The sequence below is a fragment of the Collinsella aerofaciens genome, from assembly GCF_040920445.1.
Taxonomy (GTDB): domain Bacteria; phylum Actinomycetota; class Coriobacteriia; order Coriobacteriales; family Coriobacteriaceae; genus Collinsella; species Collinsella aerofaciens_BH.
The window spans coordinates 1-23140 of sequence record NZ_JBCOTQ010000001.1 but is presented as its reverse complement, the minus strand read 5'-3'; the positions used below and the strand labels follow the sequence as shown (position 1 = coordinate 23140).

At 60.4% G+C, this 23140-nt stretch carries 23 protein-coding genes and 1 rRNA gene; 22 read left to right on the top strand and 2 right to left on the bottom strand.

Translation table 11 applies throughout. The annotated features are described in order from the left end of the window. The first annotated feature begins 160 nt into the window (after nt 1–160). Entirely contained in the window at nt 161–1228 is a 1068-nt protein-coding gene (gene prfA, locus AB5405_RS00120) for a peptide chain release factor 1 (RefSeq protein WP_368137139.1), read from the top strand. 294 nt (nt 1229–1522) lie between these two features. Here prfA and AB5405_RS00115 read toward each other — a convergent pair whose 3' ends face one another. Then, the gene (locus tag AB5405_RS00115; RefSeq protein ID WP_368137138.1) at nt 1523–1786 is read right to left on the bottom strand and encodes a hypothetical protein; all 264 of its coding nucleotides are present in this window, start codon (nt 1784–1786) and stop codon (nt 1523–1525) included. 36 nt (nt 1787–1822) lie between these two features. Here AB5405_RS00115 and AB5405_RS00110 point away from each other — a divergent pair, with 36 nt between their 5' ends. From AB5405_RS00110 to AB5405_RS00030, 17 genes are all read left to right on the top strand, one after another. Then, nucleotides 1823–3097, top strand: a complete 1275-nt coding sequence (locus AB5405_RS00110) for a N5-glutamine methyltransferase family protein (RefSeq protein ID WP_368137136.1) — start codon at nt 1823–1825, stop codon at nt 3095–3097. 75 nt (nt 3098–3172) lie between these two features. Then, a complete protein-coding gene (locus AB5405_RS00105; RefSeq protein ID WP_022094268.1) occupies nt 3173–3568 on the top strand; it encodes a type II toxin-antitoxin system RelE/ParE family toxin in 396 nt (131 codons plus the stop codon). Beyond that, nucleotides 3555–3857 (top strand): helix-turn-helix domain-containing protein, encoded by a 303-nt coding sequence (locus tag AB5405_RS00100; RefSeq protein ID WP_006235701.1) that lies wholly within the window; start codon nt 3555–3557, stop codon nt 3855–3857. Before AB5405_RS00105 ends, AB5405_RS00100 begins: the two co-directional genes overlap by 14 nt. A 148-nt stretch (nt 3858–4005) precedes the next feature. Beyond that, nucleotides 4006–4749, top strand: coding sequence for an L-threonylcarbamoyladenylate synthase (locus tag AB5405_RS00095; RefSeq protein ID WP_368137134.1), 744 nt, complete (start codon nt 4006–4008; stop codon nt 4747–4749). 13 nt (nt 4750–4762) lie between these two features. Then, nucleotides 4763–6304: a glycerol kinase GlpK gene (gene glpK, locus AB5405_RS00090; RefSeq protein ID WP_117877415.1), complete on the top strand. Its 1542-nt coding sequence runs from the start codon at nt 4763–4765 to the stop codon at nt 6302–6304. Between the two features lie 123 nt (nt 6305–6427). Beyond that, nucleotides 6428–7075 carry a uracil phosphoribosyltransferase gene (gene upp, locus AB5405_RS00085; RefSeq protein WP_040359658.1) on the top strand — a complete coding sequence of 216 codons (648 nt, stop codon included), beginning with the start codon at nt 6428–6430 and terminating at the stop codon, nt 7073–7075. Between the two features lie 281 nt (nt 7076–7356). Further along, entirely contained in the window at nt 7357–7668 is a 312-nt protein-coding gene (locus AB5405_RS00080) for a hypothetical protein (RefSeq protein WP_022094264.1), read from the top strand. 3 nt (nt 7669–7671) lie between these two features. After that, nucleotides 7672–8475 carry a F0F1 ATP synthase subunit A gene (gene atpB, locus AB5405_RS00075; RefSeq protein ID WP_022094263.1) on the top strand — a complete coding sequence of 268 codons (804 nt, stop codon included), beginning with the start codon at nt 7672–7674 and terminating at the stop codon, nt 8473–8475. 124 nt (nt 8476–8599) lie between these two features. Continuing rightward, nucleotides 8600–8794 (top strand): ATP synthase subunit C-like protein, encoded by a 195-nt coding sequence (locus AB5405_RS00070; protein ID WP_022094262.1) that lies wholly within the window; start codon nt 8600–8602, stop codon nt 8792–8794. A 15-nt stretch (nt 8795–8809) separates the two neighbouring features. After that, on the top strand, nt 8810–9412 hold the full coding sequence (atpF, locus tag AB5405_RS00065; RefSeq protein WP_006235712.1) for a F0F1 ATP synthase subunit B: 603 nt from the start codon (nt 8810–8812) through the stop codon (nt 9410–9412). Further along, on the top strand, nt 9402–9878 hold the full coding sequence (locus AB5405_RS00060) for a F0F1 ATP synthase subunit delta (protein ID WP_035138792.1): 477 nt from the start codon (nt 9402–9404) through the stop codon (nt 9876–9878). The genes atpF and AB5405_RS00060 overlap by 11 nt, the downstream gene beginning before the upstream one ends. Continuing rightward, on the top strand, nt 9878–11476 hold the full coding sequence (atpA, locus tag AB5405_RS00055) for a F0F1 ATP synthase subunit alpha (RefSeq protein ID WP_368137133.1): 1599 nt from the start codon (nt 9878–9880) through the stop codon (nt 11474–11476). Before AB5405_RS00060 ends, atpA begins: the two co-directional genes overlap by 1 nt. A gap of 5 nt (nt 11477–11481) precedes the next feature. Further along, a complete protein-coding gene (atpG, locus tag AB5405_RS00050) occupies nt 11482–12390 on the top strand; it encodes an ATP synthase F1 subunit gamma (RefSeq protein WP_006235716.1) in 909 nt (302 codons plus the stop codon). Continuing rightward, on the top strand, nt 12390–13844 hold the full coding sequence (gene atpD, locus AB5405_RS00045) for a F0F1 ATP synthase subunit beta (RefSeq protein ID WP_006235717.1): 1455 nt from the start codon (nt 12390–12392) through the stop codon (nt 13842–13844). Before atpG ends, atpD begins: the two co-directional genes overlap by 1 nt. A gap of 3 nt (nt 13845–13847) precedes the next feature. After that, complete coding sequence (atpC, locus tag AB5405_RS00040) at nt 13848–14240, top strand: ATP synthase F1 subunit epsilon (RefSeq protein ID WP_006235718.1); 393 nt, start codon at nt 13848–13850, stop codon at nt 14238–14240. A gap of 88 nt (nt 14241–14328) precedes the next feature. Further along, nucleotides 14329–15612: a UDP-N-acetylglucosamine 1-carboxyvinyltransferase gene (gene murA, locus AB5405_RS00035; protein ID WP_035138796.1), complete on the top strand. Its 1284-nt coding sequence runs from the start codon at nt 14329–14331 to the stop codon at nt 15610–15612. A 12-nt stretch (nt 15613–15624) separates the two neighbouring features. Then, the gene (locus tag AB5405_RS00030; RefSeq protein WP_006235722.1) at nt 15625–16860 is read left to right on the top strand and encodes an LCP family protein; all 1236 of its coding nucleotides are present in this window, start codon (nt 15625–15627) and stop codon (nt 16858–16860) included. A 335-nt stretch (nt 16861–17195) separates the two neighbouring features. Here the strand turns inward: AB5405_RS00030 and pepT are convergent, their stop codons facing one another. After that, on the bottom strand, nt 17196–18443 hold the full coding sequence (gene pepT, locus AB5405_RS00025; RefSeq protein ID WP_368137131.1) for a peptidase T: 1248 nt from the start codon (nt 18441–18443) through the stop codon (nt 17196–17198). A 120-nt stretch (nt 18444–18563) separates the two neighbouring features. Here pepT and AB5405_RS00020 point away from each other — a divergent pair, with 120 nt between their 5' ends. From AB5405_RS00020 to AB5405_RS00005, 4 genes are all read left to right on the top strand, one after another. Further along, entirely contained in the window at nt 18564–18986 is a 423-nt protein-coding gene (locus tag AB5405_RS00020) for a metal-dependent transcriptional regulator (RefSeq protein ID WP_035138800.1), read from the top strand. 11 nt (nt 18987–18997) lie between these two features. Beyond that, nucleotides 18998–19891: a homocysteine S-methyltransferase family protein gene (locus AB5405_RS00015; RefSeq protein WP_195240155.1), complete on the top strand. Its 894-nt coding sequence runs from the start codon at nt 18998–19000 to the stop codon at nt 19889–19891. Between the two features lie 158 nt (nt 19892–20049). Then, entirely contained in the window at nt 20050–21450 is a 1401-nt protein-coding gene (locus AB5405_RS00010) for a phosphoglucomutase/phosphomannomutase family protein (protein ID WP_161145479.1), read from the top strand. 405 nt (nt 21451–21855) lie between these two features. Then, a 16S ribosomal RNA gene (locus tag AB5405_RS00005) occupies nt 21856–23140 on the top strand; the annotation flags it as partial.

The following is a 23140-nucleotide window of genomic DNA, read 5'->3' as shown; positions in this document are numbered from 1 at the left end:
ATCATGTATGAGTTAGACCGCAACTATGTACCCCATACGCGAAGGGATGCGCATGTATCTGAAGATCGACATGTTCTAGCTGGGCTTACCCCCGCAGTGGCGCCGCGCGCCCCATCAACTCTGCCGATTTTCGCCTTCACGCACATAAAGGAGTCCCGCCATGCGCGACAAGCTCGAAAAGATCATTAAGGCCTACGAGGAGCTCGAGAAGAAGCTTTCCGACCCGGCCGTCGCCTCCGACATCAAGGAGTTCACGCGTCTCAACAAGGAGTACGCACACCAGTCCGACCTCATCGCTGCCTCGCGCGAGTACATCGGCGCGCTCGATGACATCGAGGCCGCCAAGGAGATGCTCCGCGACACCAGCGATGCGGACGAGAAGGAGATGCTCCAGATGGACATCTCCGAGAACGAGGACAAGCTTCCCCAGCTCGAGGAAGACATCAAGTACATGCTCATTCCGAGCGACCCCAACGACGACAAGAACACCATCGTCGAGATTCGCTCCGCCGCCGGTGGCGACGAGGCGGCCATCTTCGCCGGCGACCTGTACAAGATGTATCAGCGCTTTTGCGAGTCGCGTGGCTGGAAGACCACCGTGCTCGATTCCAGCCCCAGCGAGGCCGGCGGCTTCAAGTCCATCGAGTTCAAGGTCGAGGGCGACCGCGTCTACTCCGTTATGAAGTACGAGTCCGGCGTGCACCGTGTCCAGCGCGTCCCCAAGACCGAGTCCCAGGGCCGCATCCAGACTTCAACGGCTACCGTCGCCGTGCTTCCCGAGGCCGAGGAAATCGACGTCCAGATCAACCAGTCCGACTTGCGCATCGACACCTACTGCGCCTCCGGCCCTGGCGGTCAGTGCGTTAACACCACCTACTCCGCCGTGCGCATCACCCACCTGCCCACCAACACCGTGGTGCAGTCGCAGGAGCAGCGTTCCCAGATCCAGAACCGCGAGGTCTGCATGCAGATGCTGCGCGCCCGTCTGTACGAGATGGAACTCGAGAAGCAGCAGGCCGAGCTCGGTGCCGAGCGCCAGAGCCAGATCGGCCACGGCAACCGTTCCGAGAAGATCCGTACCTACAACCAGCCCCAGGACCGCGTGACCGATCACCGTATCGGCTTCAACTCCACCTACAACGGCGTCCTCCTGGGCGACCAGCTCGGCACCGTCATCGAGGCACTCGCCGCCGCCGAGCGAGCCGAGAAGCTGGCACAGGCGGTTTAGGTTACGGCGTTTTACCAAACGCCGTAACGGCTCGACGCTGCAACCGCCCCTAAGCGGCAATCTGACGTTCAATCGTCGGTCGCGTACCGAAGTACGCTTCCCTCCTCTTTCACGTCACCTTGCTCGCTTAGGGGCGTTTTCGCTGACTTATGCTCAACCTGCGGCGCCTTGATGTAGTCATTGGGGACGTTCTTAAGCGACTAGGTTGGGCACATTGCTTTGAGATGTTATTTAATCGGCTTTGATGGCTATTAAGCCGGCTACCTGCTCAAAGAAATTAGCGGCATTCATCTGCTATTGAAAATAATGCTCGAAAAAGCGTCCGAGAAGTCGCAGTGCATTTTTTGATGCGTCGCGCGTCAAGTGATTTGGCAAGTTCTTGGTTAGATATTGGTCAGTTTTGGGGCAACCTTGCCAAAAGCTTGACAAATGCAGATTTTGACGTCGACGAATGAGCACTTCAGGCAGGTTCCAAGCAAAAAACTGGGCTGATTCTCGATAATCGCCTTCAATCGTCCCTTGCCAAGCGCTGGCCTCGCGTACAATCTGCTCCGACATTCGCGCGCCGCCCGGCGCTTAAGAGGGGAGGGCCCCATGGCAAACGAGATTTGGACCATCAAGCGTTGTCTCGAGTGGACCAAGGAGTACCTGGCCGAGCGCGGCGAGGAGCACCCCCGTCTTTCTGCCGAGTGGCTGCTCTGCGCTGCCACGGGTTTGACACGCATCGACCTATATATGCGCATGGACGAGACGCTTAACGCGGCCCAGCTCGAGACCATGCACGCGGCCGTTGTTCGTCGCGCTAAAGGTGAACCGCTACAGTACATCACCGGCAGCACGCAGTTTCGCATGATTGACGTCGCGTGCGCCCCCGGCGTGCTCATTCCGCGTCCCGAGACCGAGATGCTCGTCGAGGAAGTCCTCAATTATCTGGATGCCGAGGTGCTGAGCCCCGAGGCTGCCGCCCGTCAGCGTGTTGAGCTGCCTTGGAACGATGAGGTCGAGGAGGCACGCAAGGCCGAGGCCGCGCTGGCAGACGAACGGGCGACCGCCGAGCGCCGCGCCGCTAACCTGACGGCTGCCGATGAGGCGGCGCTAGGCGGCGACGTACTGGGTAGCCGCGCCTATGCCGAGGAACTGGCCGACCGCGAGGCCGAGGAAGCCGCCGCGCAGACAGCAGAAGCCGAAGCGGCAGAAGCAGAGGCCATGGAAACCCCCGAGCCCGAGCTCGACGAATACGGCATCGCCATTGAGGACAACGACCAACAGGCGACTCCCGCGCAAGATGCCGCCGAGGCTAACGTATCTGCCCCAGCCGAGCCCCGCACTGCCCGCGTTCTCGAGGTCGGCTGCGGCACGGGCTGCATTTCGCTCTCCCTTGCCTGGGAGCGCCGCGGGCACGTTACCTGCACTGCTACCGATATCGAGCCGCGTGCCATCGACCTTGCTACCAAAAACCGCGATGCGCTTGGCCTCACGTCCGACGAGGTCGCCTTCAGCCTCACCAACCTGGTGAGTTCCATTCCCCGCGAAGAGTGGGGCACCTTTGACGTACTCGTCTCCAACCCGCCCTACATCCCCACCGATGTCATGCGCTCGCTGCCGCATGAGGTCAAGGACTTTGAGCCCGATCTGGCGCTCGAGGGCGGTGCCGACGGTCTCGATATCTTCCGCCGCCTGCTCAACGCGGCGCCCTACATGCTGCGTGCCGGCGGCCTGTTTGCCTGCGAGCTCTACGAGGGCGCGCTCGACGCCGCGGCCGAGCTCTGTCGTCAAGCAGGCCTTTCGGACGTGCGTATCGTCCACGACCTCACCGATCGTCCCCGCATCGTTCGAGCCATCGTCACCGAGCCCAAACAGCGTATTTAAGCTGAATAAATAGACATTTGCGCAAGTTTGTCCTTGCAATATACCGTAAAACTTCTACTATAGAAGGAGAAAGGTATGTCAAATCAGCTGCATCGGTACCGTATCGTGCTTGATTACATTGAACCTTGGCTTGATGAGCAGGATGAAGCTACGCTGAAGCAGATTTATGCAGACCTTTTGGTGCTCGAGAAGGAAGGTCCCAGCCTTGGTCGTCCGCTGGTTGACCGCGTAAAGGGCTCGAAGCTTCATCATTTAAAGGAGCTGAGAGTGACGTCGTGTGGTGGGCAGGTGATTCGCATCCTCTTCGCCTTTGACCCCAAGCGCCAGGCGGTATTGCTATTGGCGGGTGATAAGTCGCGAGCGGGATCGTCGAGGGCAAAATGGAACGGTTGGTATGCGATCAACATTCCAAGGGCCGAGCAAATATACCGTCGCCACGTAAGGAGGCTCGATCGAGATGGAACTGCATGAGTATATGGAATCTCGCGGGATAACACGCGACTCCATTACCGCCGAGCAGGAGAGGACTCGCGATCGTATCGAAGCCTATAAGCTTGCTCAGATTCGCAGGTTAAAAGATCTAACACAGGCGTCGGTCGCCCAGTCGATGGGCGTTTCTCAAAAACGTGTATCCGAGCTCGAGCGTGGGGAGTTGGGTTCGATGAGGCTCGACACGCTGAGCAGGTACGCAGAGAGCCTCGGCGGAAAACTGGTTGCAAGCATCGAGTTTCCCGATCGTACCGTTACGCTTGCGCGCTAAAAATCTTCAATTAACCCCCTCACTTTCACCGACTACTAGAGCCGCTCACCAAACCAACATGCGCTCTGGGCAAATAGGTTGAATGTTTCGTGCGAGAATGCCCCACAGTAAACAAACTTGCACCGGAGCGTAAGGGGCTGGCATACACATGCAGACGGTCTATCGGGTATACGAGGGAACGCGCGAGCCGCATCGGCTTGCCGTCGAGCGCACGGCCGAGGTGCTCGGCCGCGGCGGACTGGCCTTGATTCCGACCGAGACCGTCTACGGTGTTGCCGTGGCAGTCAACGCCTTCTCGGACGCCGTGCCCCAAGATACAAGCGAATTCCCATCGTGGCCGCGCGATCCGCAGGCTGCCGTCAATGGCGCCGCAGTTCCTGCGCTCGGCACCGGCTATCGCCGTATCTTCACTCTCAAGCAACGTGAGCTCACGCAAACCGTCGCTTGGCTGGTCGATGGCGTCGAAGCACTCGACCGCTATGGCGTGGATATCCCGGAAGATGCCCGCGTACTCGCGCGACGATGCTGGCCGGGAGCCCTGACTATCGTGGTCAAGGCAGCCCCCTGCGTGCCGACCTTTATGCGCGCTGCCGACGACACCGTGGCCCTGCGCGCTTCGGCCTCTCCCGTGGTCCAAGCGCTCATCCGCGCCTGCGGCAGTCCCCTTGCCTGCACGAGCGCCAACACGCACGGCGCGCCTTCGCCGGCAAGCTTTGCCGCCGTCGAGGGTCGCATCCTGGAGGGGGTCGATGTTGCCGTCGACGCCGGTGAGGCCCCGTGTCGCGACGCCTCGACCATCGTGTCGTTCCAGCACGGCGGGCTCCAGATCCTGCGCCAAGGCGCACTTCCCGCATCAGAGATCGAGCGGGTCCTGTCCGACCCGATGCAATAGAAGGGTGTAAGCGATGTCTTTGAATCTGGGCAGCCTGGGCATGGAAGATGCCTCGTTTAACTTTGGCGGTTCCTACATCATGGCGCTCGACTGCGGCACTACCTCGGTACTCGCGGCCATTGTCGACGAATACGGCTGCATCGTTGCCCAGGCGCGTCGTAGCGTCAAAACCAGCTTCCCGCGCCCCGGCTGGGTGGAGCAGGATCCCACGGAGGTGCTTGCCAGCCAGATCGGCGTGATGATGGAGGTTCAGTTTAAGAGCGGTATCCATTCCGACCGCATCGCCGCCATCGGCATCTCCAACCAGCGCGAGACCACGGTGGTCTGGGACCGCGTGAGCGGCCAGCCCATCTATAACGCCATCGTATGGCAGTGCCGTCGTACCGCGCCGGCGATCGACGCGTTGGTTGAACAGGGTTGCGAGGAGCTGGTGCGCTCCCGCACGGGACTTACGCTTGACCCGTATTTCTCGGCCTCCAAGGTGCAGTGGATTCTCGACAACGTCGACGGCGCACGCGAGAGCGCGGCGGCGGGCGACCTCATGTTTGGCACCATCGACACCTGGCTCATCTACAACCTCACCGGCGGCCAGGTCTTTGCCACCGACTACACCAATGCCAGCCGCACGGCACTCTTTAATATCCATACGCTCGATTGGGACGACGACCTGCTGGCGCTCTTTGACGTTCCACGTTCCATGATGCCCGAGGTTCGCTGGAGCTCGGGCGACTACGGCCGCGTCGCGAGCGACATCATGACCAACATGCCGCCCATCATGGGTGTGGCGGGCGACCAGCAGGCATCGCTGTTCGGTCACTGCTGTTTCCGTCCCGGCCAGACCAAAAACACCTATGGCACGGGCTGCTTTATGCTCATGAACACCGGCGACGAGATCGTCGAATCCAAGAATGGCCTGGTCTCCACCATCGGTATCGCTGCGGACGGCAAAGTCAGCTATGCGCTCGAGGGCTCTATTTTTGCCGCCGGCTCAACGATGAACTGGCTTCGCAACAACATGGGCATCATCTCGAGCGTGAGCGAGTCGGCACAACTCGCCGCTTCGATTAGCGACAACGAGGGCTGCTACTTCGTTCCCGCCTTTGCGGGTTTGGGTGCTCCCTGGTGGGACCCGCATGCCCGCGGTATTGTGTGCGGTCTGACCGGCGCCTCGAGCCGTGCGACCATCGTACGTGCCGCCTGCGAATCCATGGCATATCAGAGCTACGACGTGCTGCGCGCCATGGAGCAGGACGTGGGGCTTTCGATTGAGCGCCTGTCCGTCGATGGCGGTGCCTCGCGCAACGAGTTCATCATGCAATTCCAGGCCGACCTGCTGGATATCCCCGTGCTGCAATGCGAGACGGTGGAGACCACGGCAATCGGTGCCGCGTACTTGGCGGGTCTTGCCGTCGGCTATTGGGAAGACCTGGAGGAGCTGGAGCAAAATGCCCAGATCGTTAGGACCTTCCTTCCCCACATGTCCGCCGAGCGCCGCGAGCAAAACCTTGCGGGCTGGCGTGATGCAGTCAGGCGCTCGCTCAGCACCGCACAGTAGGGCTGCGATGGGCTGCTCGATACAACAAACCGCTAAACTAATGCATGGCGTGCGGCGGCAACATTGCTGCACGCCTTGTCAGCAAGGCCGTTTTGCGGCCGCAACGAAAGGGGCAATCAATCCATGACCGTCACCTACGATGCGTCCCGTGTGACGCTTGTCGATCACCCGCTCGTCCAGCACAAGCTGTCGATCCTGCGCGACAAAAACACCGGCACCAACCAGTTCCGTCAGCTCGTGCGCGAACTCGCACTTTTTGACGGCTACGAGGCCATGCGCGACCTGCCTATGGAAGACGTCGAGGTCGAGACCCCCATCACTACCGCCACGTTCAAACAGCTCGCCGGCAAGAAACTCGCCATCGTGCCCATCCTGCGTGCGGGCCTTGGCATGGTCGACGGCATCCTCGACCTGGTGCCCTCCGCTCGCGTGGGCCACATCGGCATGGAGCGCGACGAGGTCACCCACGAGCCGCACGAGTATTACTGCAAGATGCCCAAGGATATCGACCAGCGCATCTGCCTGGTCGTCGACCCCATGCTCGCCACGGGCGGTTCGGCCGAGATGGCCATTAGCTACCTGCGCGAGCGCGGTGTCAAGGACATCCGCATGCTGTGCATCGTCGCGGCCCCCGAGGGCCTCAAGTCGCTGACTGAGAAGGACCCTGATGTGCATATCTATACCTGCGCCATCGACGACCATCTCAACGAGGCTGCCTACATCGTTCCCGGCCTGGGCGACGCCGGCGACCGCATCTACGGCACGCTCTAGTCGCTGGGCTAAGATGGCCGCGGCTGCAAATACGAAGAAACGGTGCGCGCGGACGAACAAAAGGCGACCGCGCGCACTCCTGTTAACGGACGTTTTGCCCTGCAGGGTTCGAGAAAAACGTATTACCGTACCTGCGGCATAAAGAAGGTCTTAAGAAAACGAACAGGTGCGTATTAACCGATGCTTTTTCGGTTGTACTTTAGCGATTGGCTCGTACAATAGTCACCAATGTTTGGCGGGAACTGTTCTGTGAAGCGTTAAAAAGGAAAGTGAGGACGCCAGTGTTTCAGATAGCCGATCTGCTCGCTATCGTTGCAGGCGCCATCGCGGGCGCAATTGCCTTCCTTCCCTTTGTCTTTACGCTCAAGCCGGTTCTTGACGATAAACAGAATGCGGACATGCTCAAGGGTATGGTGAGTCTGGCGGTCTCGGCAATCGCCCTGCTCGTCTTTACCTTGGTTGTGTTTGTGTTGTTCGGAGAGGCATTTCGCATGTTCCTCCTGGGCGAGGCGATCGGCTTCGTGGCCTTTATGGCCGCCTGCACGGTTCGCGTCGCCAAGGCGCTGCGAGATCCTCATGAGGTCGAAAGGTAAGTCGTGGAAATTTTTGAAAAGCTGCCTGATGAGATTAATCATCTGGTCAGCGAGTTCAGCTCCACCCCTGTCGTGGGCGATCTGAGCTGCGGCATCACGCAGTACTCGTTTTGGCTGATCGTCTCCACGATCGTGCTCCTGATCGTCCTGGCCGTGTTCAAGAAGAAGCAGACCCTGGTTCCCAAGGGCTTCTTCGTCAACGGTTTCGAGTACATCATCGAGTACGTCGAGAACGATATCGGCAAGGGCGTCGTGGGTGAGAACTGGAAGAAGCACTTCCCGTTCCTGTGCTCGCTTTTCCTGTTCATCCTGATCAACAACATGATCGGCCTGATCCCGGGAATGAAGCCCGGCACCGGCGCAATCGGCTCCACCGCCGCGCTCGCCATCTTCGCCTTTGTGTACTTCATCTACTACGGATGCAAGGCTCACGGCGTGATCGGCTACATCAAGAGCCTCGCCCCGCAGGGCGTGAGCTTCCCGATGAACGTGCTCGTGTGGGTCGTCGAGCTTTTCTCGACCTTCCTGCGCCTCATCACGCTCGCCGTCCGTCTGTTCTGCAACATGTTCGCAGGACACGTGGTCATGGGCTCGTTCGCCATCATGGCGAGCATGTTCATGCAGCCGCTGCTTCAGCAGGTTTCCGCGGCCCACGCCGTCGGCGCCCTGCCTTCGCTAGCCTGGCTTGCCATCCTCATCCTGATCTATGCGATCGAGCTTGTGGTCGGCGCCATCCAGGCTTACGTCTTCACGGTCCTTACCGCCGTGTATGTCTCCGAGGCAGAGGAGGTCGCGGAGGAGGAGTAGTCTTCCGTTCGTGCCTTAAAGGTAAGGCAATTCGTTAAACCGCCGGTGCCCGTACCCATGGAGCCCGGCAGTTATAAAAAGGTTATCCTGCGTGAAATAAGACACGCACGACAAAGGAGGAATCGTGGGAGTTATCGGTTACGGTCTCGGTGTTATCGGCGCTGGTCTTGCTATCGGCCTGTCTGCTCTGGGTGCTACGGGTGCTATGGCCCGTCAGCCTGAGGTCCAGGGCCGCGTGTTCACCGTCTTCATCATGGGCTCCGCTTTCGGCGAGGCTCTGGCTCTGATCGGCTTCGTTGTCGCGCTGATCGTTAAATAGCACGGAGCGTCAAGTATGAATCTTTCATCCCAGAAGAGCGCGATCGCACTCTCCGCGTCCGCGGCCGCGCTGCTCATGCCGGTTTCCGCGTTCGCCGAGGACGGCGCCGCCGGTGCGGACATCCTCATCCCTAAGATGGCGGAGTTCATCCCGGCGCTTATCGCCTTCCTGATTATCTGGATCGTGCTGGCCAAGGTCGCCCTGCCGGGCATCATGAAAACCATGGAGGAGCGCGGCAAGAAGATCGAGGAGAGCCTCGACGAGGCCGAGAAGACCAAGCAGGAGGCTATCGCCAAGCGCGCTGAGTCCGACTCGATCGTCACCGACGCCCGTCGTCAGGCTGCCGACATCGTTCTCGAGGCCCGTAAGGACGCCGAGTCCGAGCGTGCCCGTATCATCGAGGCTGCTCATAAGGAGGCCGAGGAGATCATCGCCAAGGCCCATACGACCGTCGAGGACGAGCGCAAGTCCATCTACGCCGGTGCCGCGAGCTCCATCGCCGACCTGTCCGTTGCCGTCGCCACCAAGATCGTGGGCGAGGCACTCGAGGACGATGCCGAGCAGAAGAAGCTCATCGAGCGCTACATCCAGGAAGCAGGTAGCCTGAATGCCGACTAGCCGCTATCAGGACAAGGTGCTCGAGACCTACGCGCGCTCCCTTTTGGAAGCCGCCAAGGCCGAGAACCATGTGTTCGAGGACCTCGAGATGGTCGAGCGCTTGGCTTCTGCCAGCCCCGAGATCATCGCCGTGCTCGACACCATGTCCAAGCGCGACCAGCTCGACCTTCTTCCCAAGGTGGCAGCTGCCTTTAAGTATGTTGCCGAGGAAGACGAGGATGTAGTGGGCGTGACCGTCACCACGGCGATCCCGCTCGACGACGAGCTGCGTCAAACCATCACTAAGAAATGCGAGCAGGACTTCGGCCGCAAGGTATTCCTTATCGAGCAGGTCGACCCGTCTATCGTGGGCGGCCTGGTGCTCGAGGCCCGCGGCGAGCGTCGTGACATTTCCGTCAAGACGCAGCTGCGCATCGCGCAGGAGACCCTCGCAAACTCTGCTAATTCGTACGGAGGTGAAGCCTAATGTCCGAAACCCTCAATGCCCAGGATATCGCCAAGAAACTGCAGGAGCAGCTCACGAGCCTCTCCGCGACGGTCGATACGCATGAGGTTTCAACGGTCGACGAGGTAGGCGACGGCATCGCGCGCGTCTCCGGCCTCAAGAGCGCCATGGCAGGCGAGCTTCTGGAGTTCAAGAGCTCCGATACCGGTGAGACCGTCTTCGGCCTTGCCCAGAACCTTGACCGTGACGAGGTCGGCGCCGTTCTGTTTGGTGCCGTCGACTCCATCAAGGAAGGCGACGAGTGCCGCACCACTGGCCGCATTATGGATATCCCCGTGAGCCGTGCCATGCTCGGCCGCGTCGTCAATCCGCTCGGCCAGCCCATCGACGGCCTGGGCGACATCGTCGCCACGCACCGTCGCCCCATCGAGTTCAAGGCTCCCGGCGTCATCGATCGTACCCCGGTGTGCGAGCCGGTTCAGACCGGTCTGCTCGCTATCGACTCCATGGTGCCTATTGGCCGCGGTCAGCGTGAGCTCATCATCGGCGACCGTAAGACCGGTAAGACCGCCATCGCCATCGACGCTATCCTCAACCAGTGCGGCAAGGGCATGGTCTGCATCTATGTCGCCATCGGCCAGAAGGCCTCCACGGTCGCTAACATCCGCGAGACCCTCGCTCAGCACGGTGCGCTCGACTACACCATCATCGTTTCGGCCACCGCTGCCGATTCCGCCCCTATGCAGTACATCGCGCCTATGGCCGGTGCCGCTATCGGCGAGTTCTTCATGTACAACGGCGAGGACGGTAAGCCCGCCAGCGAGACCAACCCCGGCGGCCACGTGCTCGTCATCTACGACGACCTGTCCAAGCAGGCTGTGGCCTACCGTCAGATGTCGCTGACGCTGCATCGTCCGCCCGGACGCGAGGCCTATCCTGGCGACATCTTCTACCTGCACTCTCGTCTGCTCGAGCGTGCCGTCAAGATGTCCAAGAAGAACGGTTACGGCTCCATGACGGCTCTTCCGATCATCGAGACCCAGGACGGCGACGTCTCGGCCTACATTCCGACCAACGTCATTTCCATTACCGATGGTCAGATCTACCTGCAGTCCGAGCTCTTCTTCCAGGGTCAGCGCCCGGCAGTCGACGTGGGCATCTCCGTGTCCCGCGTCGGTGGCGATGCGCAGACCAAGGCCATGAAGCAGGTCGCCGGCAACCTCCGTCTGGACCTCGCTTCCTATCAGGAGCTCGCTGGCTTTACCCAGTTCGGCTCCGACCTCGACGAGGCTACTCAGAAGCAGCTGACCCATGGTGCCCGCATGACCGAGCTCCTGAAGCAGCCGCGCTACAAGCCGTTCGAGGTTGGCGAGCAGATCGTTACGCTGTTCGCTGGCAACGAGGGCTTCCTGGATGACCTGGAAATCTCCGACGTGCTGCCCTTCCGTGCCGAGCTCATCGAGTACATGGACAATGGCTTTGGCTCGCTGCTCGACAAGGTTCGCGCCAAGAAGATTGACGATGACACCAAGGCTGAGCTCCTGCGCGTCATCGGCGACTTTAAGCAGCAGTTCATGGCTAAGCACCATGCCGATACGACTGGATCAGAGGAGAACTAAGCCCTATGGCCAACCTTCGCGACATTAAGAAGCGAATCTCCTCGGTTACCACGACCAAGCAGATCACGCGCACGATGGAGATGGTCTCTACGGCCAAGATCCGTCGTGCCCTCGATCGCTCCAAGCAGGCCGAGCCCTATAAGGAGGCGCTGACCGACGTCATGTTGACGGTCGCCGGCGACGCTTCCTGTTCGGGCACCGATCCCATGCTGCAGAAGCATGAGAGCGTCAAGCATGGCCTGATTGTCGTTATTGCCTCGGACCGCGGCCTTGCCGGCGGTTTCAATACGACGGTGGAGCGCACGGCCGAAAAGCTCGCCGCTTCTTGGGCGAACGACGGCATCGAGTGCGAGATCATCGCGTGCGGGCGTAAGCCGGCCACGTATTTCCGTGACCGCGCAAACGTTGTCATGCACTTTGAGGGCAACTCCTCTGAGCCCGATTTCAATCAGGCCCGCATGATCTCCTCTCATATCTGCGATGCGTATCGTGCCGGTGAGCTTGACCGTGTCGAGCTTGTCTACCACCACGCCAAGAACCGCGTGGATCAGGAGCTTCGCGTCGAGCATCTGTTGCCGCTCGACCCCGAGATGATCGCTATGGCCCACGGTCCGCGTAAGAACGAGACCGACGCCCCTAAGCGCATCTCGTCCACGTTCGAGTTCGTGCCCTCTCCCGAGCATGTTCTCGGCAAGCTTGTGCCGTCTTATATTCTGACGGTCATCTACCAGGCCTTGATCGATTCGGCGGCTGCCGAGCAGGGTGCACGCCGCAAGGCCATGCACTCCGCGACGGAAAACGCCACCGCGATCATCTCGACCCTTACCCGCACGTATAGTCGCGTGCGCCAGGCTTCGATCACGACCGAGATTAACGAGATCGTCGGCGGAGCCTCAGCATTGGAGGAACAGTAATGGCTAATAACACCGTAAAGCTTGCGGTCGAGGAAGCCACCAAGAAGACGACTGCCGGTGATGGTCGCATCGTGCGAATCATCGGTCCTGTCGTCGACGTCAAGTTTGACGGTGCGGTGCCCCCGATCTACAACGCGCTCACGGTCGAGGCCGAGACCCCGATCGGTCATCTGAGCACGATCCTCGAGGTCGAGAGCCAGCTTCCGGGCGGCGTCGTCCGCACGGTCGCCATGTCCTCGACCGACGGCCTGCAGCGCGGCCTCATCGCCACCGATACCGGTGAGCCCATGAAGATGCCCGTTGGTCCCAAGACGCTCGGCCGCATTTGGAACGTCATGGGCAAGCCCGTCGACGGCAAGCCCATGCCCGAGGTGGAGGAGTTCTACCCCATCCACCATGCAGCGCCCCGTTTCGACGAGCTCACCACCAAGACCGAGATCTTCGAGACCGGCATCAAGGCCGTCGACCTGCTCGAGCCCTACATCCGCGGCGGCAAGACAGGTCTGTTCGGCGGCGCCGGCGTCGGCAAGACCGTTCTGATTCAGGAGCTCATCAACAACCTCGCCCAGGAGCACGGCGGCACCTCGGTGTTCACCGGCGTCGGCGAGCGTACCCGCGAGGGCACCGACCTGTTCCTCGAGATGAGCGAGTCTGGCGTTATCGACAAGACCTGCTTGGTCTATGGTCAGATGAACGAGCCGCCCGGAGCGCGTCTGCGCATCGGTCTGGCCGGCCTTACCACCGCTGAGTACTTCCGCGATCGCGGCCAGGACGTTCTGCTGTTCATCGACAACATCTTCCGCTTCTCTCAGGCAGGTTCCGAGGTTTCCGCACTGCTGGGCCGTATGCCGTCCGCCGTTGGTTACCAGCCCACGCTGGCAACCGAGATGGGCGACCTCCAGGAGCGCATTACCTCGACCAAGACGGGCTCCATTACCTCCGTCCAGGCTGTCTACGTCCCCGCAGACGACCTGACCGACCCGGCGCCTGCCACGACGTTTACGCACCTCGATGCCACCACGGTTCTTTCGCGTAGCATTTCGTCGCTCGGCCTGTTCCCGGCTATCGACCCGCTTGCGTCTTCCTCCGACGCTCTCGATCCCTCGATCGTTGGCGAGGAGCACTACCGTGTCGCCGTCAAGGTCCAGGAGCTCCTGCAGGAGTACTCCGACCTTCAGGACATCATCGCCATTCTGGGTATGGACGAGCTGTCCGAGGAGCAGCGCCTTACGGTCAACCGTGCCCGTAAGATTCAGCAGTTCCTCTCGCAGTCCTTCCACGTCGCCGAGAAGTTCACCGGCAACCCCGGTGTCTACGTCCGCGTCGAGGATACCGTCCGCTCTTTCGCCGAGATTGTCGACGGCAAGGCCGATGACCTGCCTGAGCAGGCTTTCCGCTATGCTTCCACGATTGAGGACGTGCGCGAGCGCGCCCGCAAGATGGGGGAGAAGTAGGTTATGCGTATCCGCATCGTGTGCCCCGTGAGCTGCGCCTATGAGGGCGACGCTGCGTTTGTGTCGATTCCGTCCACGGATGGCGAGTTTGGCGTTCTGCCTGCTCACTCCAGCGAGATCTGCACGATCGACCGCGGTTACGTTCGCGTTTCCGATAAGGCCATGGGCACTGTCGACCACACGTTTGCCGTGGCCGGCGGCTATGCCCAGGTTGCGGACGATGTCGTGACCGTTCTCGCCGAGCGCGCTTGCGATTTGGCGACCGTCGATGCCGACAAGCTTAAAGCTGATATTCAAGGTTTTGAAGAGAAGCTGGGTAATTTGTCGGAGGATGATGCACGCCGCGCCTACCTCTATAATGAAATCGCATGGTGTAAGCTCAAGCTTGCCCAATAGTCAAACGATTTAGCGTTCGACCATTTGCGAACACATCATGCCCGGGATGGCCCAGCCACCCCGGGCATGCTTTTTGAAAGGGTAGACCTTGGATATTATCCGCGTTGAGGGTGGCCACGCCATCGGAGGCTCCGTGCCCGTTTCGGGCGCCAAGAACTCCGCGCTCAAACTCATGGCGGCAACGCTTCTGGCGCCGGGCAAGACGACGCTGCAGAACGTGCCCGATATTTCCGATGTCCACGTGATGGGCAAGGTGCTCAAAGGCATGGGCGCTACGATCGATGTTCTCGACGAGCACACGCTCGAGATTGATACCTCTCAGGTCGATTCATGGGAGGCCCCCTACGAGCTCGTTGCCAAGATGCGCGCTTCCACCGCCGTCATGGGACCCCTGCTGGGCCGCTTCCATCGCGCCAAAATTGCCATGCCGGGCGGCTGCAACCTGGGTGCTCGCAAGATCGATATGCACATTCTTGGTCTTGAGGCCCTGGGCGTTGAGTTCGATACCGCCCACGGTTACATCAACGCTAATGCGCCCCAAGGTCTGCGCGGTACCACCGTCACGCTCGAGTTCGCCAGCGTCGGTGCGACCGAGAACCTCATCATGGCCTCTGTGCGCGCACAGGGCACCACGGTTATCGATAATGCCGCCCGCGAGCCCGAGATCGTCGATCTCGCTAACATGCTCAACGAGATGGGCGCCAAGATTGTCGGCGCCGGTACGCCCGTCGTGACTATCGAAGGCGTGGAAGAGCTCCATCCCGTTACCCATCGCGTGGTGGGCGACCGCATCGAGGCCGGTACCTTTATCGTTGCCGGTGCGTTGATGGCCGACGATCGCGGTGTCGACGTCACGGGTTTTTGCCCCATTCACTTGGGCATGGTGCTCAAGAAGATGGAGCTCATGGGTATCGACTGCGAGCGCGTCGAAGATGGCGTCCATGTGAACCGTGCCGAGCGTATCAAGCCGGTCGACATCCAGACGCTTCCGTTCCCCGGTTTCCCGACCGACATGCAGGCGCAGATTATGGTGCTCTCCGCCCTTGCCGACGGCAGTTCCGTTATTACCGAAAACATCTTCGAGAATCGCTTTATGTTTGCCTCTGAGCTGGTGCGCATGGGTGCCGACATTCGTATCGAGAGCCATCATGCCATGATTCATGGCGTCAAGGGCTTCTCGGGTGCACAGGTTACCTCGCCCGATCTGCGTGGCGGAGCGGCCCTCGTCGTAGCGGGCTTGATCGCCGACGGGACGACCGAGGTTTCGGCCATCCATCACATCAAGCGCGGCTACGAGCAGTTTGTCGAAAAGCTGCAGGCGCTCGGCGCGCATGTCGAGCATGCTACCGTCCCCGATCCCGTCATCTACTAATACAGGTTGCCTATGTTTAATAAAAAGCCCCTCGCGGATACCACCGCCCGAAGACCCTCAACTGGTGCGCAGGCCAAGATCTACAGTCGCGATAACGTGGCTCGCTATTCCGAGCGCGCTCGTCAACGTCGTCGTAGCCACACGATTCGTCACGTCGCGCTCATTGTCGTGCTTGGCGTGCTGCTGAGTGCCACTACCGCTGCCGGCCTGTGGTTTGCCACCATTATGGGCAAGCTCGGCGATTCTAATGTCATTACCGACAATCTGCGTCGGGTTCTGGTTGACACCGATGAGGCAAAGGATCCGTTCTACGTGCTGCTTCTTGGCACCGACGGCCGTCCGGGCGAGGATACGTATCGTGCCGACTCGATTATCCTGGCACGCATCGACCCCACGCAAAAGCAGGCGACGCTCATTTCCGTTCCGCGCGACACCAAGGTCGAGTACAAGGGCGAGACCATGAAGATCAACGCCTGCCATACCGTTGGCGGCGCCGAGGCCATGGTCGAGGCGGTCAACGAGCTGTGCGGTGTTCAGATTTCCCACTATGCCGAGGTCAGCTTCGACGGTATGCAGGCGCTGATTGATTCGGTTGGCGGTATCGACATTAACGCAACCGATGATGTTGACGACCCCGAGCATCTGGATATTAAGATTACCGCTGGTCAGCAGCATATGGACGGCGCCACCGCCCTTACCTATGCCCGCTGCCGCTACACCTATGCCGACGGCGACTACACGCGCATGCGCCACCAGCGTCAGGTGCTTGGCGCCCTTGCCAACCAGATTCTCAATAACTTCGATGCCACGAAGATCTTTGGCCTGGTTAATTCGCTGTCCGATATGCTCGTGACCGATATGAGCGTTCAGGATATCGTGGCTACGGTCAATGCCATGCGCGGTATGGATGTCGACGGCATCTACTCGGCCAACCTGCCCTCGTATGCCGACGACAGCACCATGATCGACGGTGTGAGCTACGTCTTTGTCTACGAGGACGAGCTCAAGGAAATGATGGAGCGCGTCGATGCCGGCAAGGATCCCAAGGGTCCCAACACCATGGGTCTTTCCGACGGTTCCAGCTCTACGATCGGCGACCTGAACAACAACACGTCTGACGACTACGCAAACGGTACCGCAACCTCATCGGTCAGCTCTGACGATTCCGATGACTCAAGCGATTCGAGCGATTCGGACTACTACGAAGAGCCCACCGGCGACGGCAACGGCTACGAAGCCAACTACTAGAGTTACGGCGTTTTACCAAACGCCGTAACGACTCGACGCTGCGCGGGCCGCATTTGGACAATCTGACGTTCAACTTCAAGGGCGCGACCAGAAGGTCAGCGCCCTTTCGCTTCACGTCACCTTGTCTCAAATGCGACCCGCACGCTGTCGTTGCCAAAACATCGGCGTTGCCGGAACACTTGGCACTTGGGGACGTTCCTTTTGTGCCGGCAGTTTGGGACACTCCTTGCGTTAAGAGGCTGGCGTGCGTCAACCTATTCTCGTTGCAGTAAAAAAATCGCCCCGTTCTTGGTTGAGGACGGGGCAATTCGTCTTTTGGACTTGTGCAGCCAGGCTTATGCAAAGCGGGCGACGAGCTCCTGGAGCACGTCGGTCATCTTGACGAGCGAACTGACCGGGACGAACTCGTTGACGCCGTGGTAGCAATAGCCGCCGGTGGAAAGGTTGGGGCAGGGCAGACCGCGGAACGACAGCTGAGCGCCGTCGGTGCCGCCACGAATCGGCAGCACTTGGGGCTCAACGCCGCAGGCAAGGTAGGCTTCCTTGGCAACATCAATAAGCTCGGGATAGTCACGAACGATCTCGGCCATATTTCGATACTGCTGCTTAATCTCGACTGTCACGCGCTCCTCACCCAGACGCTGGTTGAGCATCGAGGCGGCGGCATCAATAAGGTCGAGTTTCTGCTGGAACTTGGCGGCGTCATGATCGCGGATGATATAGCGCGCTGTGGCGTGATCGACGGTCGCAGATACACCCTCAAGGTGATAAAAGCCCTCGTAGCCTTCCGTATACTCCGGGCGCTGCACGTAGGGGAGCAACGCGTTGAAGTCGCAGAACAGATTGCCTGCGTTGACCATACGGCCCTTAGCGTCGCCCGGGTGGATGGACTGGCCCTCAAAGCGGACGGTCGCCTCGGCGGCGTTAAAGCACTCCCACTCCAGCTCGCCGATGGGGCCGCCGTCGACCGTGTAGGCGTACTTGCAGCCAAAGGTAGCGATATCCAACAGCTCGGCTCCGTGGCCGATCTCCTCGTCAGGGCAGAAGCAAATGCCGAGTGCGGGATGGGGCAAAGAAGGGTCCTGAGCGATACGCGCGACAAGCGACATGATCTCGGCGACGCCTGCCTTGTCGTCTGCGCCCAGCAGCGTGGTGCCATCGCTGCAGACCAGGTCCTCACCCGCGAGGTCGTTCAGGGCGGGAAGCTTGGCGGTACTCATGGCAACGGGCTTACCGTCAACCGTGCCGCAGACCAGGTCGCCGCCTTCGTAGTGTACGATGTGCGGCTTCACGCCGGCGCCCGGTGCAACTTCGGTGGTGTCGAGATGGGCGATCAGGCCCAGGGCGGGCTTGTCCTCAGCGCCCGCACTTGCGGGGATATGCGCGCAGACATAGGCGTGCTCGGTCACGTAGGCATCTTCCGCACCAAGCTCGCGCAGCTCTTCAGCCAGCACGTTGGCAAGGTCAAACTGAACGGCGCTCGAGGGTACCTGGTCGCAGTTTGCATCCTCGGACTGCGTGTTGATCTGGACGTAGCGCAAAAAGCGCTCGAGGACATCGGGGCTCGTGGTGGTGTTTTCCATAAAGACCGCTCCAATCTTGGTCGTCGTGTGCAACAAGAACTCTAGCACGGTATGCCACGGCATACCACGACGCTTGGATGGGGTAGAATCAGCCATTGAATGCAGAAGGGACGGAAAATCATGGATACGACAAATAGCTCGCGCGAACTACATCTGACGGTGGCGAACGAAGACTACTTGGAGTGCATGGTTCGCATTGAAAGCGAAGAGGGGGAAACCAACGGCGTGCGATCGGTCGACATCGCGCAGCGCCTTGGCGTCTCCAAGGCATCGGTCAATAAAGCGGTTTCGGCGCTCAAGGCATCCGAACTTGTCGAGCAATCGCACTACGGCAAGGTAGTCCTGACCGATCGTGGCCGCGAGGTTGGTACGGCTATCTGGTACCGTCATCGCCTCATCCGCACGTTTTTGGTTCAGGAGCTCGGTGTCGAATTTGAGCGAGCCGATTCCGAGGCCTGCATGATGGAGCATGCGCTTTCCGAGGACACGATGAACCGCTGGCTCGCCTATCTCGAAAAGCAGGGAATCAGCGTCGAGGAATAGCGGGATATATTATGGATACGAGTTATTACAACCGCTTTGGTGCCGAGGAACTTACGCGCCGCTTGTCGAGCGAGACCTTGTTGGCGCAGGGTCCCATGGGCAGTGTTCTGTTGAGTGAGTACGATGCCGCCGACATTCCACCGGCGTTTTGGAATCTGGCAGAGCCGCAGACCGTTTCTCGTATCCATCGCTTGTATGTCGCCGCCGGCGCGCAGGTGCTCATTACCAACACCTTTCAGGCATCGAGCTATGCCCTCAAGCACGACCAGATTGCGCCGTCCGTGGCGGAGGTCAATCGCGGGGCTGTCGACGATGCCCGCCAGGCGCACCCTCAGCTGCTGCTGGGCTCGATGGGCCCGATCGGTATTGAGTGGTTTGCCGAGGACTCTGCCGAGTATCGTGAAATCCGAGGCATTGCGCGCGAACAGGCGCACGCCTTGCTCAATGCTGGTGTTGACGGTCTGCTGATCGAGACGGTGACGTCTATCCGTAATTTGCAGCCCATGCTTGCCGGCGCCCGAGACGCCGCCGACGGCATGCCTGTTCTGGTGAGTTTTGTCGTTGACGATAAAGGCGACCTGTTGGGCGATGGCCTCAACATCGAGGCAGCCGTTTTGTACGCCGAAAAACACGGCGCAAACTCGGTTGGTGTTAATTGCTGTTCGCTTGCGGCCGCGAACGCGGCGGTGCCCAGGATGGTTGCATCGGCGACTACTCCCGTTACGGTGCGTCCCAACGTAGGCGATCCGGTCCAGACTCAGGATGGCCCCGTATGGCACGAGAACCCCGAAGCTTTCGCGCGCGCATGCATCGAATGGAGACATGCCGGTGCCGCAATGATGGGCAGTTGCTGTGGAACCACGGCAATCACTACGGCAGCGATGGCCGAGGCGCTCGATATATAAAGGGCAAAACCGCTCCATACGGGGCAGTTTTTTTATTGCCTGCATGTCTTCGGCAGCATTTGCCCAAATGGTGAATGCTGGTGCTGGCAGGTTGCCGAGTGCATGTTGCGGGTATACCCCATGCGTACCATGATCCAAACACTGTGAGGTGTCTGCGCGTGTGCGCGATAATTCATTTTGGAACTGACGGTTGGCGCGCTCGCGTCGATGAGGACTTCACTGCCGATAACGTTGCCCGTATCGCCGATGCCGTCGGCGAGTTGTGGCAAAAGACCAATCCGGGCAAAACGGTATATATAGGGTTCGATACCCGGCCCCTGGCGCGCGAGTTCGCTGAGCTTGCGGCGGGCGTGCTAGCGGCGCACGGGCTAGACGCCGTGCTCGCTTCGCGACCTGTCCCGACCCCTGCCCTTACGTGGGCGGCGGCTTATGACGGTGAGGCGTGCGGCGCGCTCATGGTGACGGGGTCCCATCATCCGCAGGGCTATCTGTGCCTCAAGATTCGCATGGGTGACGGCTCGACCGCCAACCAGGATGTCATCGAAGAGCTCGAAGAGACCATGGCTCCCGAGCCAATGGGGATCGAGGGGCAATATCGCACCGCGGATATCATTCCTGACTATATGCAGGCGGTGGCATCGTTTGTCGATGCCGAAGCCATCCGCGCCGCGCACCTGCGCGTGGTTGTCGATCCCATGGGCGGCGCAGCCCAGGGCTATCTAGCCGACTTGCTGCGCGAGCTTGGCGTTGAGGTGCACGAGATTCACGCCGGGCAGGCGTCTGACCAAGAAGATATCTGCCCCGACCCCGTTGAACCGTGGGTGGACGCTTGCGAGCGCACGGTTATCGAGGACGGAGCTTGCGCTGGCCTGGTGACCGACGGCGACGCCGACCGTATCGGCGCGGTTGACGAGCGCGGCAGATATATACATCCGCATCAGATCATGGCGCTCGTTTTGGGCGACTTGGTTCAATTTCGTAATTTGGAGGGGCGCGTCGTCGTCAATCTTTCATGCTCGACGCTCGTGCGTCGCATTGCCGAGGCGCTTGGCTGCCGCGTGACCGTCAAGCCAGTCGGTTTCAAATATATAGCGGCAGAGATGAAGAAGGGCGGCGTCCTCATGGGCGGCGAAGAAGCCGGTGGTATCGGCATCGCCGCGCATATGCCCGAGCGCGATGGAATCCTCGCCTGTCTGATTCTGTGTGAGCTTATGGCAAAGACGGACGCGCCTTTGGGCGTTCTGGTCGACCAACTCGAGGACAGTTTTGGTAAGACGAGTTACGGTCGACGCGACTTGCGCCTTGAGGCCGAAGATGCCGAAACGTTACGAACCCTGCTGCCGGGCGTAAACCCCAAGTCGATTTGTGGCAAGGTGCCGCAAAACGTTAGTCATATGGACGGCTTGCGTCTGTCATTCGAGGATGACACGTGGCTGCTGGTCCGTCCTAGCGGGACCGAACCAGTGGTGCGCGTCTACGCCGAGGGGTTCTCGGTGGAAGAACGTGATGAGTTGCTCGATGCTGGCTGTGCTTTAGCTAGGGGGACGTATCCGCTTTAACCATGAGACTGCCTTATATAAAGAGATGCTCGGCGAGCGGTAGGTAACGGCTGGCAAACGTTAGTCGGATTCCAAGATGTGTAGGAAATGTGTACGCCCAGATTCCCGCCCACGGCGCCCCTCCGGTCTGGCAATATATCTCCTTGCCGCGCGGCCCGGTCGGACCGGATCAGCCGCGGGGCGTGCACCTTGAGAACCGGATACTGCGAGGATGGACACTTCAAGTGTCGCATCCGGGCAGACATCGAACCATTTGAAATGGTCTAACTTGGATTTGTTTTTCGCAAGGCCGCCGAGAGGCGGCCCCGAGAAATTCCTTTTCCTATCTAATAGAACCATATGAATCGAACGGAACCGATCAGCGATGAACTGAGAGGACCGGACGGGCTCGAAGCCCAGAATATTTGGACGGAGAGTTCGATCCTGGCTCAGGATGAACGCTGGCGGCGCGCCTAACACATGCAAGTCGAACGGCACCCACCTTCGGGTGGAAGCGAGTGGCGAACGGCTGAGTAACACGTGGAGAACCTGCCCCCTCCCCCGGGATAGCCGCCCGAAAGGACGGGTAATACCGGATACCCCGGGGTGCCGCATGGCACCCCGGCTAAAGCCCCGACGGGAGGGGATGGCTCCGCGGCCCATCAGGTAGACGGCGGGGTGACGGCCCACCGTGCCGACAACGGGTAGCCGGGTTGAGAGACCGACCGGCCAGATTGGGACTGAGACACGGCCCAGACTCCTACGGGAGGCAGCAGTGGGGAATCTTGCGCAATGGGGGGAACCCTGACGCAGCGACGCCGCGTGCGGGACGGAGGCCTTCGGGTCGTAAACCGCTTTCAGCAGGGAAGAGTCAAGACTGTACCTGCAGAAGAAGCCCCGGCTAACTACGTGCCAGCAGCCGCGGTAATACGTAGGGGGCGAGCGTTATCCGGATTCATTGGGCGTAAAGCGCGCGTAGGCGGCCCGGCAGGCCGGGGGTCGAAGCGGGGGGCTCAACCCCCCGAAGCCCCCGGAACCTCCGCGGCTTGGGTCCGGTAGGGGAGGGTGGAACACCCGGTGTAGCGGTGGAATGCGCAGATATCGGGTGGAACACCGGTGGCGAAGGCGGCCCTCTGGGCCGAGACCGACGCTGAGGCGCGAAAGCTGGGGGAGCGAACAGGATTAGATACCCTGGTAGTCCCAGCCGTAAACGATGGACGCTAGGTGTGGGGGGACGATCCCCCCGTGCCGCAGCCAACGCATTAAGCGTCCCGCCTGGGGAGTACGGCCGCAAGGCTAAAACTCAAAGGAATTGACGGGGGCCCGCACAAGCAGCGGAGCATGTGGCTTAATTCGAAGCAACGCGAAGAACCTTACCAGGGCTTGACATATGGGTGAAGCGGGGGAGACCCCGTGGCCGAGAGGAGCCCATACAGGTGGTGCATGGCTGTCGTCAGCTCGTGTCGTGAGATGTTGGGTTAAGTCCCGCAACGAGCGCAACCCCCGCCGCGTGTTGCCATCGGGTGATGCCGGGAACCCACGCGGGACCGCCGCCGTCAAGGCGGAGGAGGGCGGGGACGACGTCAAGTCATCATGCCCCTTATGCCCTGGGCTGCACACGTGCTACAATGGCCGGTACAGAGGGATGCCACCCCGCGAGGGGGAGCGGATCCCGGAAAGCCGGCCCCAGTTCGGATTGGGGGCTGCAACC

Bases quoted from the DNA above. Each gene is read 5' to 3' on its own strand.
- atpA (WP_368137133.1), top strand. From the start codon at position 9,878: ATGTCCGAAACCCTCAATGCCCAGGATATCGCCAAGAAACTGCAGGAG.
- AB5405_RS00060 (WP_035138792.1), top strand. From the start codon at position 9,402: ATGCCGACTAGCCGCTATCAGGACAAGGTGCTCGAGACCTACGCGCGC.
- glpK (WP_117877415.1), top strand. From the start codon at position 4,763: ATGTCTTTGAATCTGGGCAGCCTGGGCATGGAAGATGCCTCGTTTAAC.
- atpC (WP_006235718.1), top strand. From the start codon at position 13,848: ATGCGTATCCGCATCGTGTGCCCCGTGAGCTGCGCCTATGAGGGCGAC.
- AB5405_RS00105 (WP_022094268.1), top strand. From the start codon at position 3,173: ATGTCAAATCAGCTGCATCGGTACCGTATCGTGCTTGATTACATTGAA.
- atpG (WP_006235716.1), top strand. From the start codon at position 11,482: ATGGCCAACCTTCGCGACATTAAGAAGCGAATCTCCTCGGTTACCACG.
- upp (WP_040359658.1), top strand. From the start codon at position 6,428: ATGACCGTCACCTACGATGCGTCCCGTGTGACGCTTGTCGATCACCCG.
- pepT (WP_368137131.1), bottom strand. From the start codon at position 18,443: ATGGAAAACACCACCACGAGCCCCGATGTCCTCGAGCGCTTTTTGCGC.
- AB5405_RS00100 (WP_006235701.1), top strand. From the start codon at position 3,555: ATGGAACTGCATGAGTATATGGAATCTCGCGGGATAACACGCGACTCC.
- atpD (WP_006235717.1), top strand. From the start codon at position 12,390: ATGGCTAATAACACCGTAAAGCTTGCGGTCGAGGAAGCCACCAAGAAG.
- AB5405_RS00095 (WP_368137134.1), top strand. From the start codon at position 4,006: ATGCAGACGGTCTATCGGGTATACGAGGGAACGCGCGAGCCGCATCGG.
- atpF (WP_006235712.1), top strand. From the start codon at position 8,810: ATGAATCTTTCATCCCAGAAGAGCGCGATCGCACTCTCCGCGTCCGCG.
- AB5405_RS00015 (WP_195240155.1), top strand. From the start codon at position 18,998: ATGGATACGAGTTATTACAACCGCTTTGGTGCCGAGGAACTTACGCGC.
- AB5405_RS00115 (WP_368137138.1), bottom strand. From the start codon at position 1,786: ATGTCGGAGCAGATTGTACGCGAGGCCAGCGCTTGGCAAGGGACGATT.
- AB5405_RS00110 (WP_368137136.1), top strand. From the start codon at position 1,823: ATGGCAAACGAGATTTGGACCATCAAGCGTTGTCTCGAGTGGACCAAG.
- AB5405_RS00020 (WP_035138800.1), top strand. From the start codon at position 18,564: ATGGATACGACAAATAGCTCGCGCGAACTACATCTGACGGTGGCGAAC.
- prfA (WP_368137139.1), top strand. From the start codon at position 161: ATGCGCGACAAGCTCGAAAAGATCATTAAGGCCTACGAGGAGCTCGAG.
- AB5405_RS00030 (WP_006235722.1), top strand. From the start codon at position 15,625: ATGTTTAATAAAAAGCCCCTCGCGGATACCACCGCCCGAAGACCCTCA.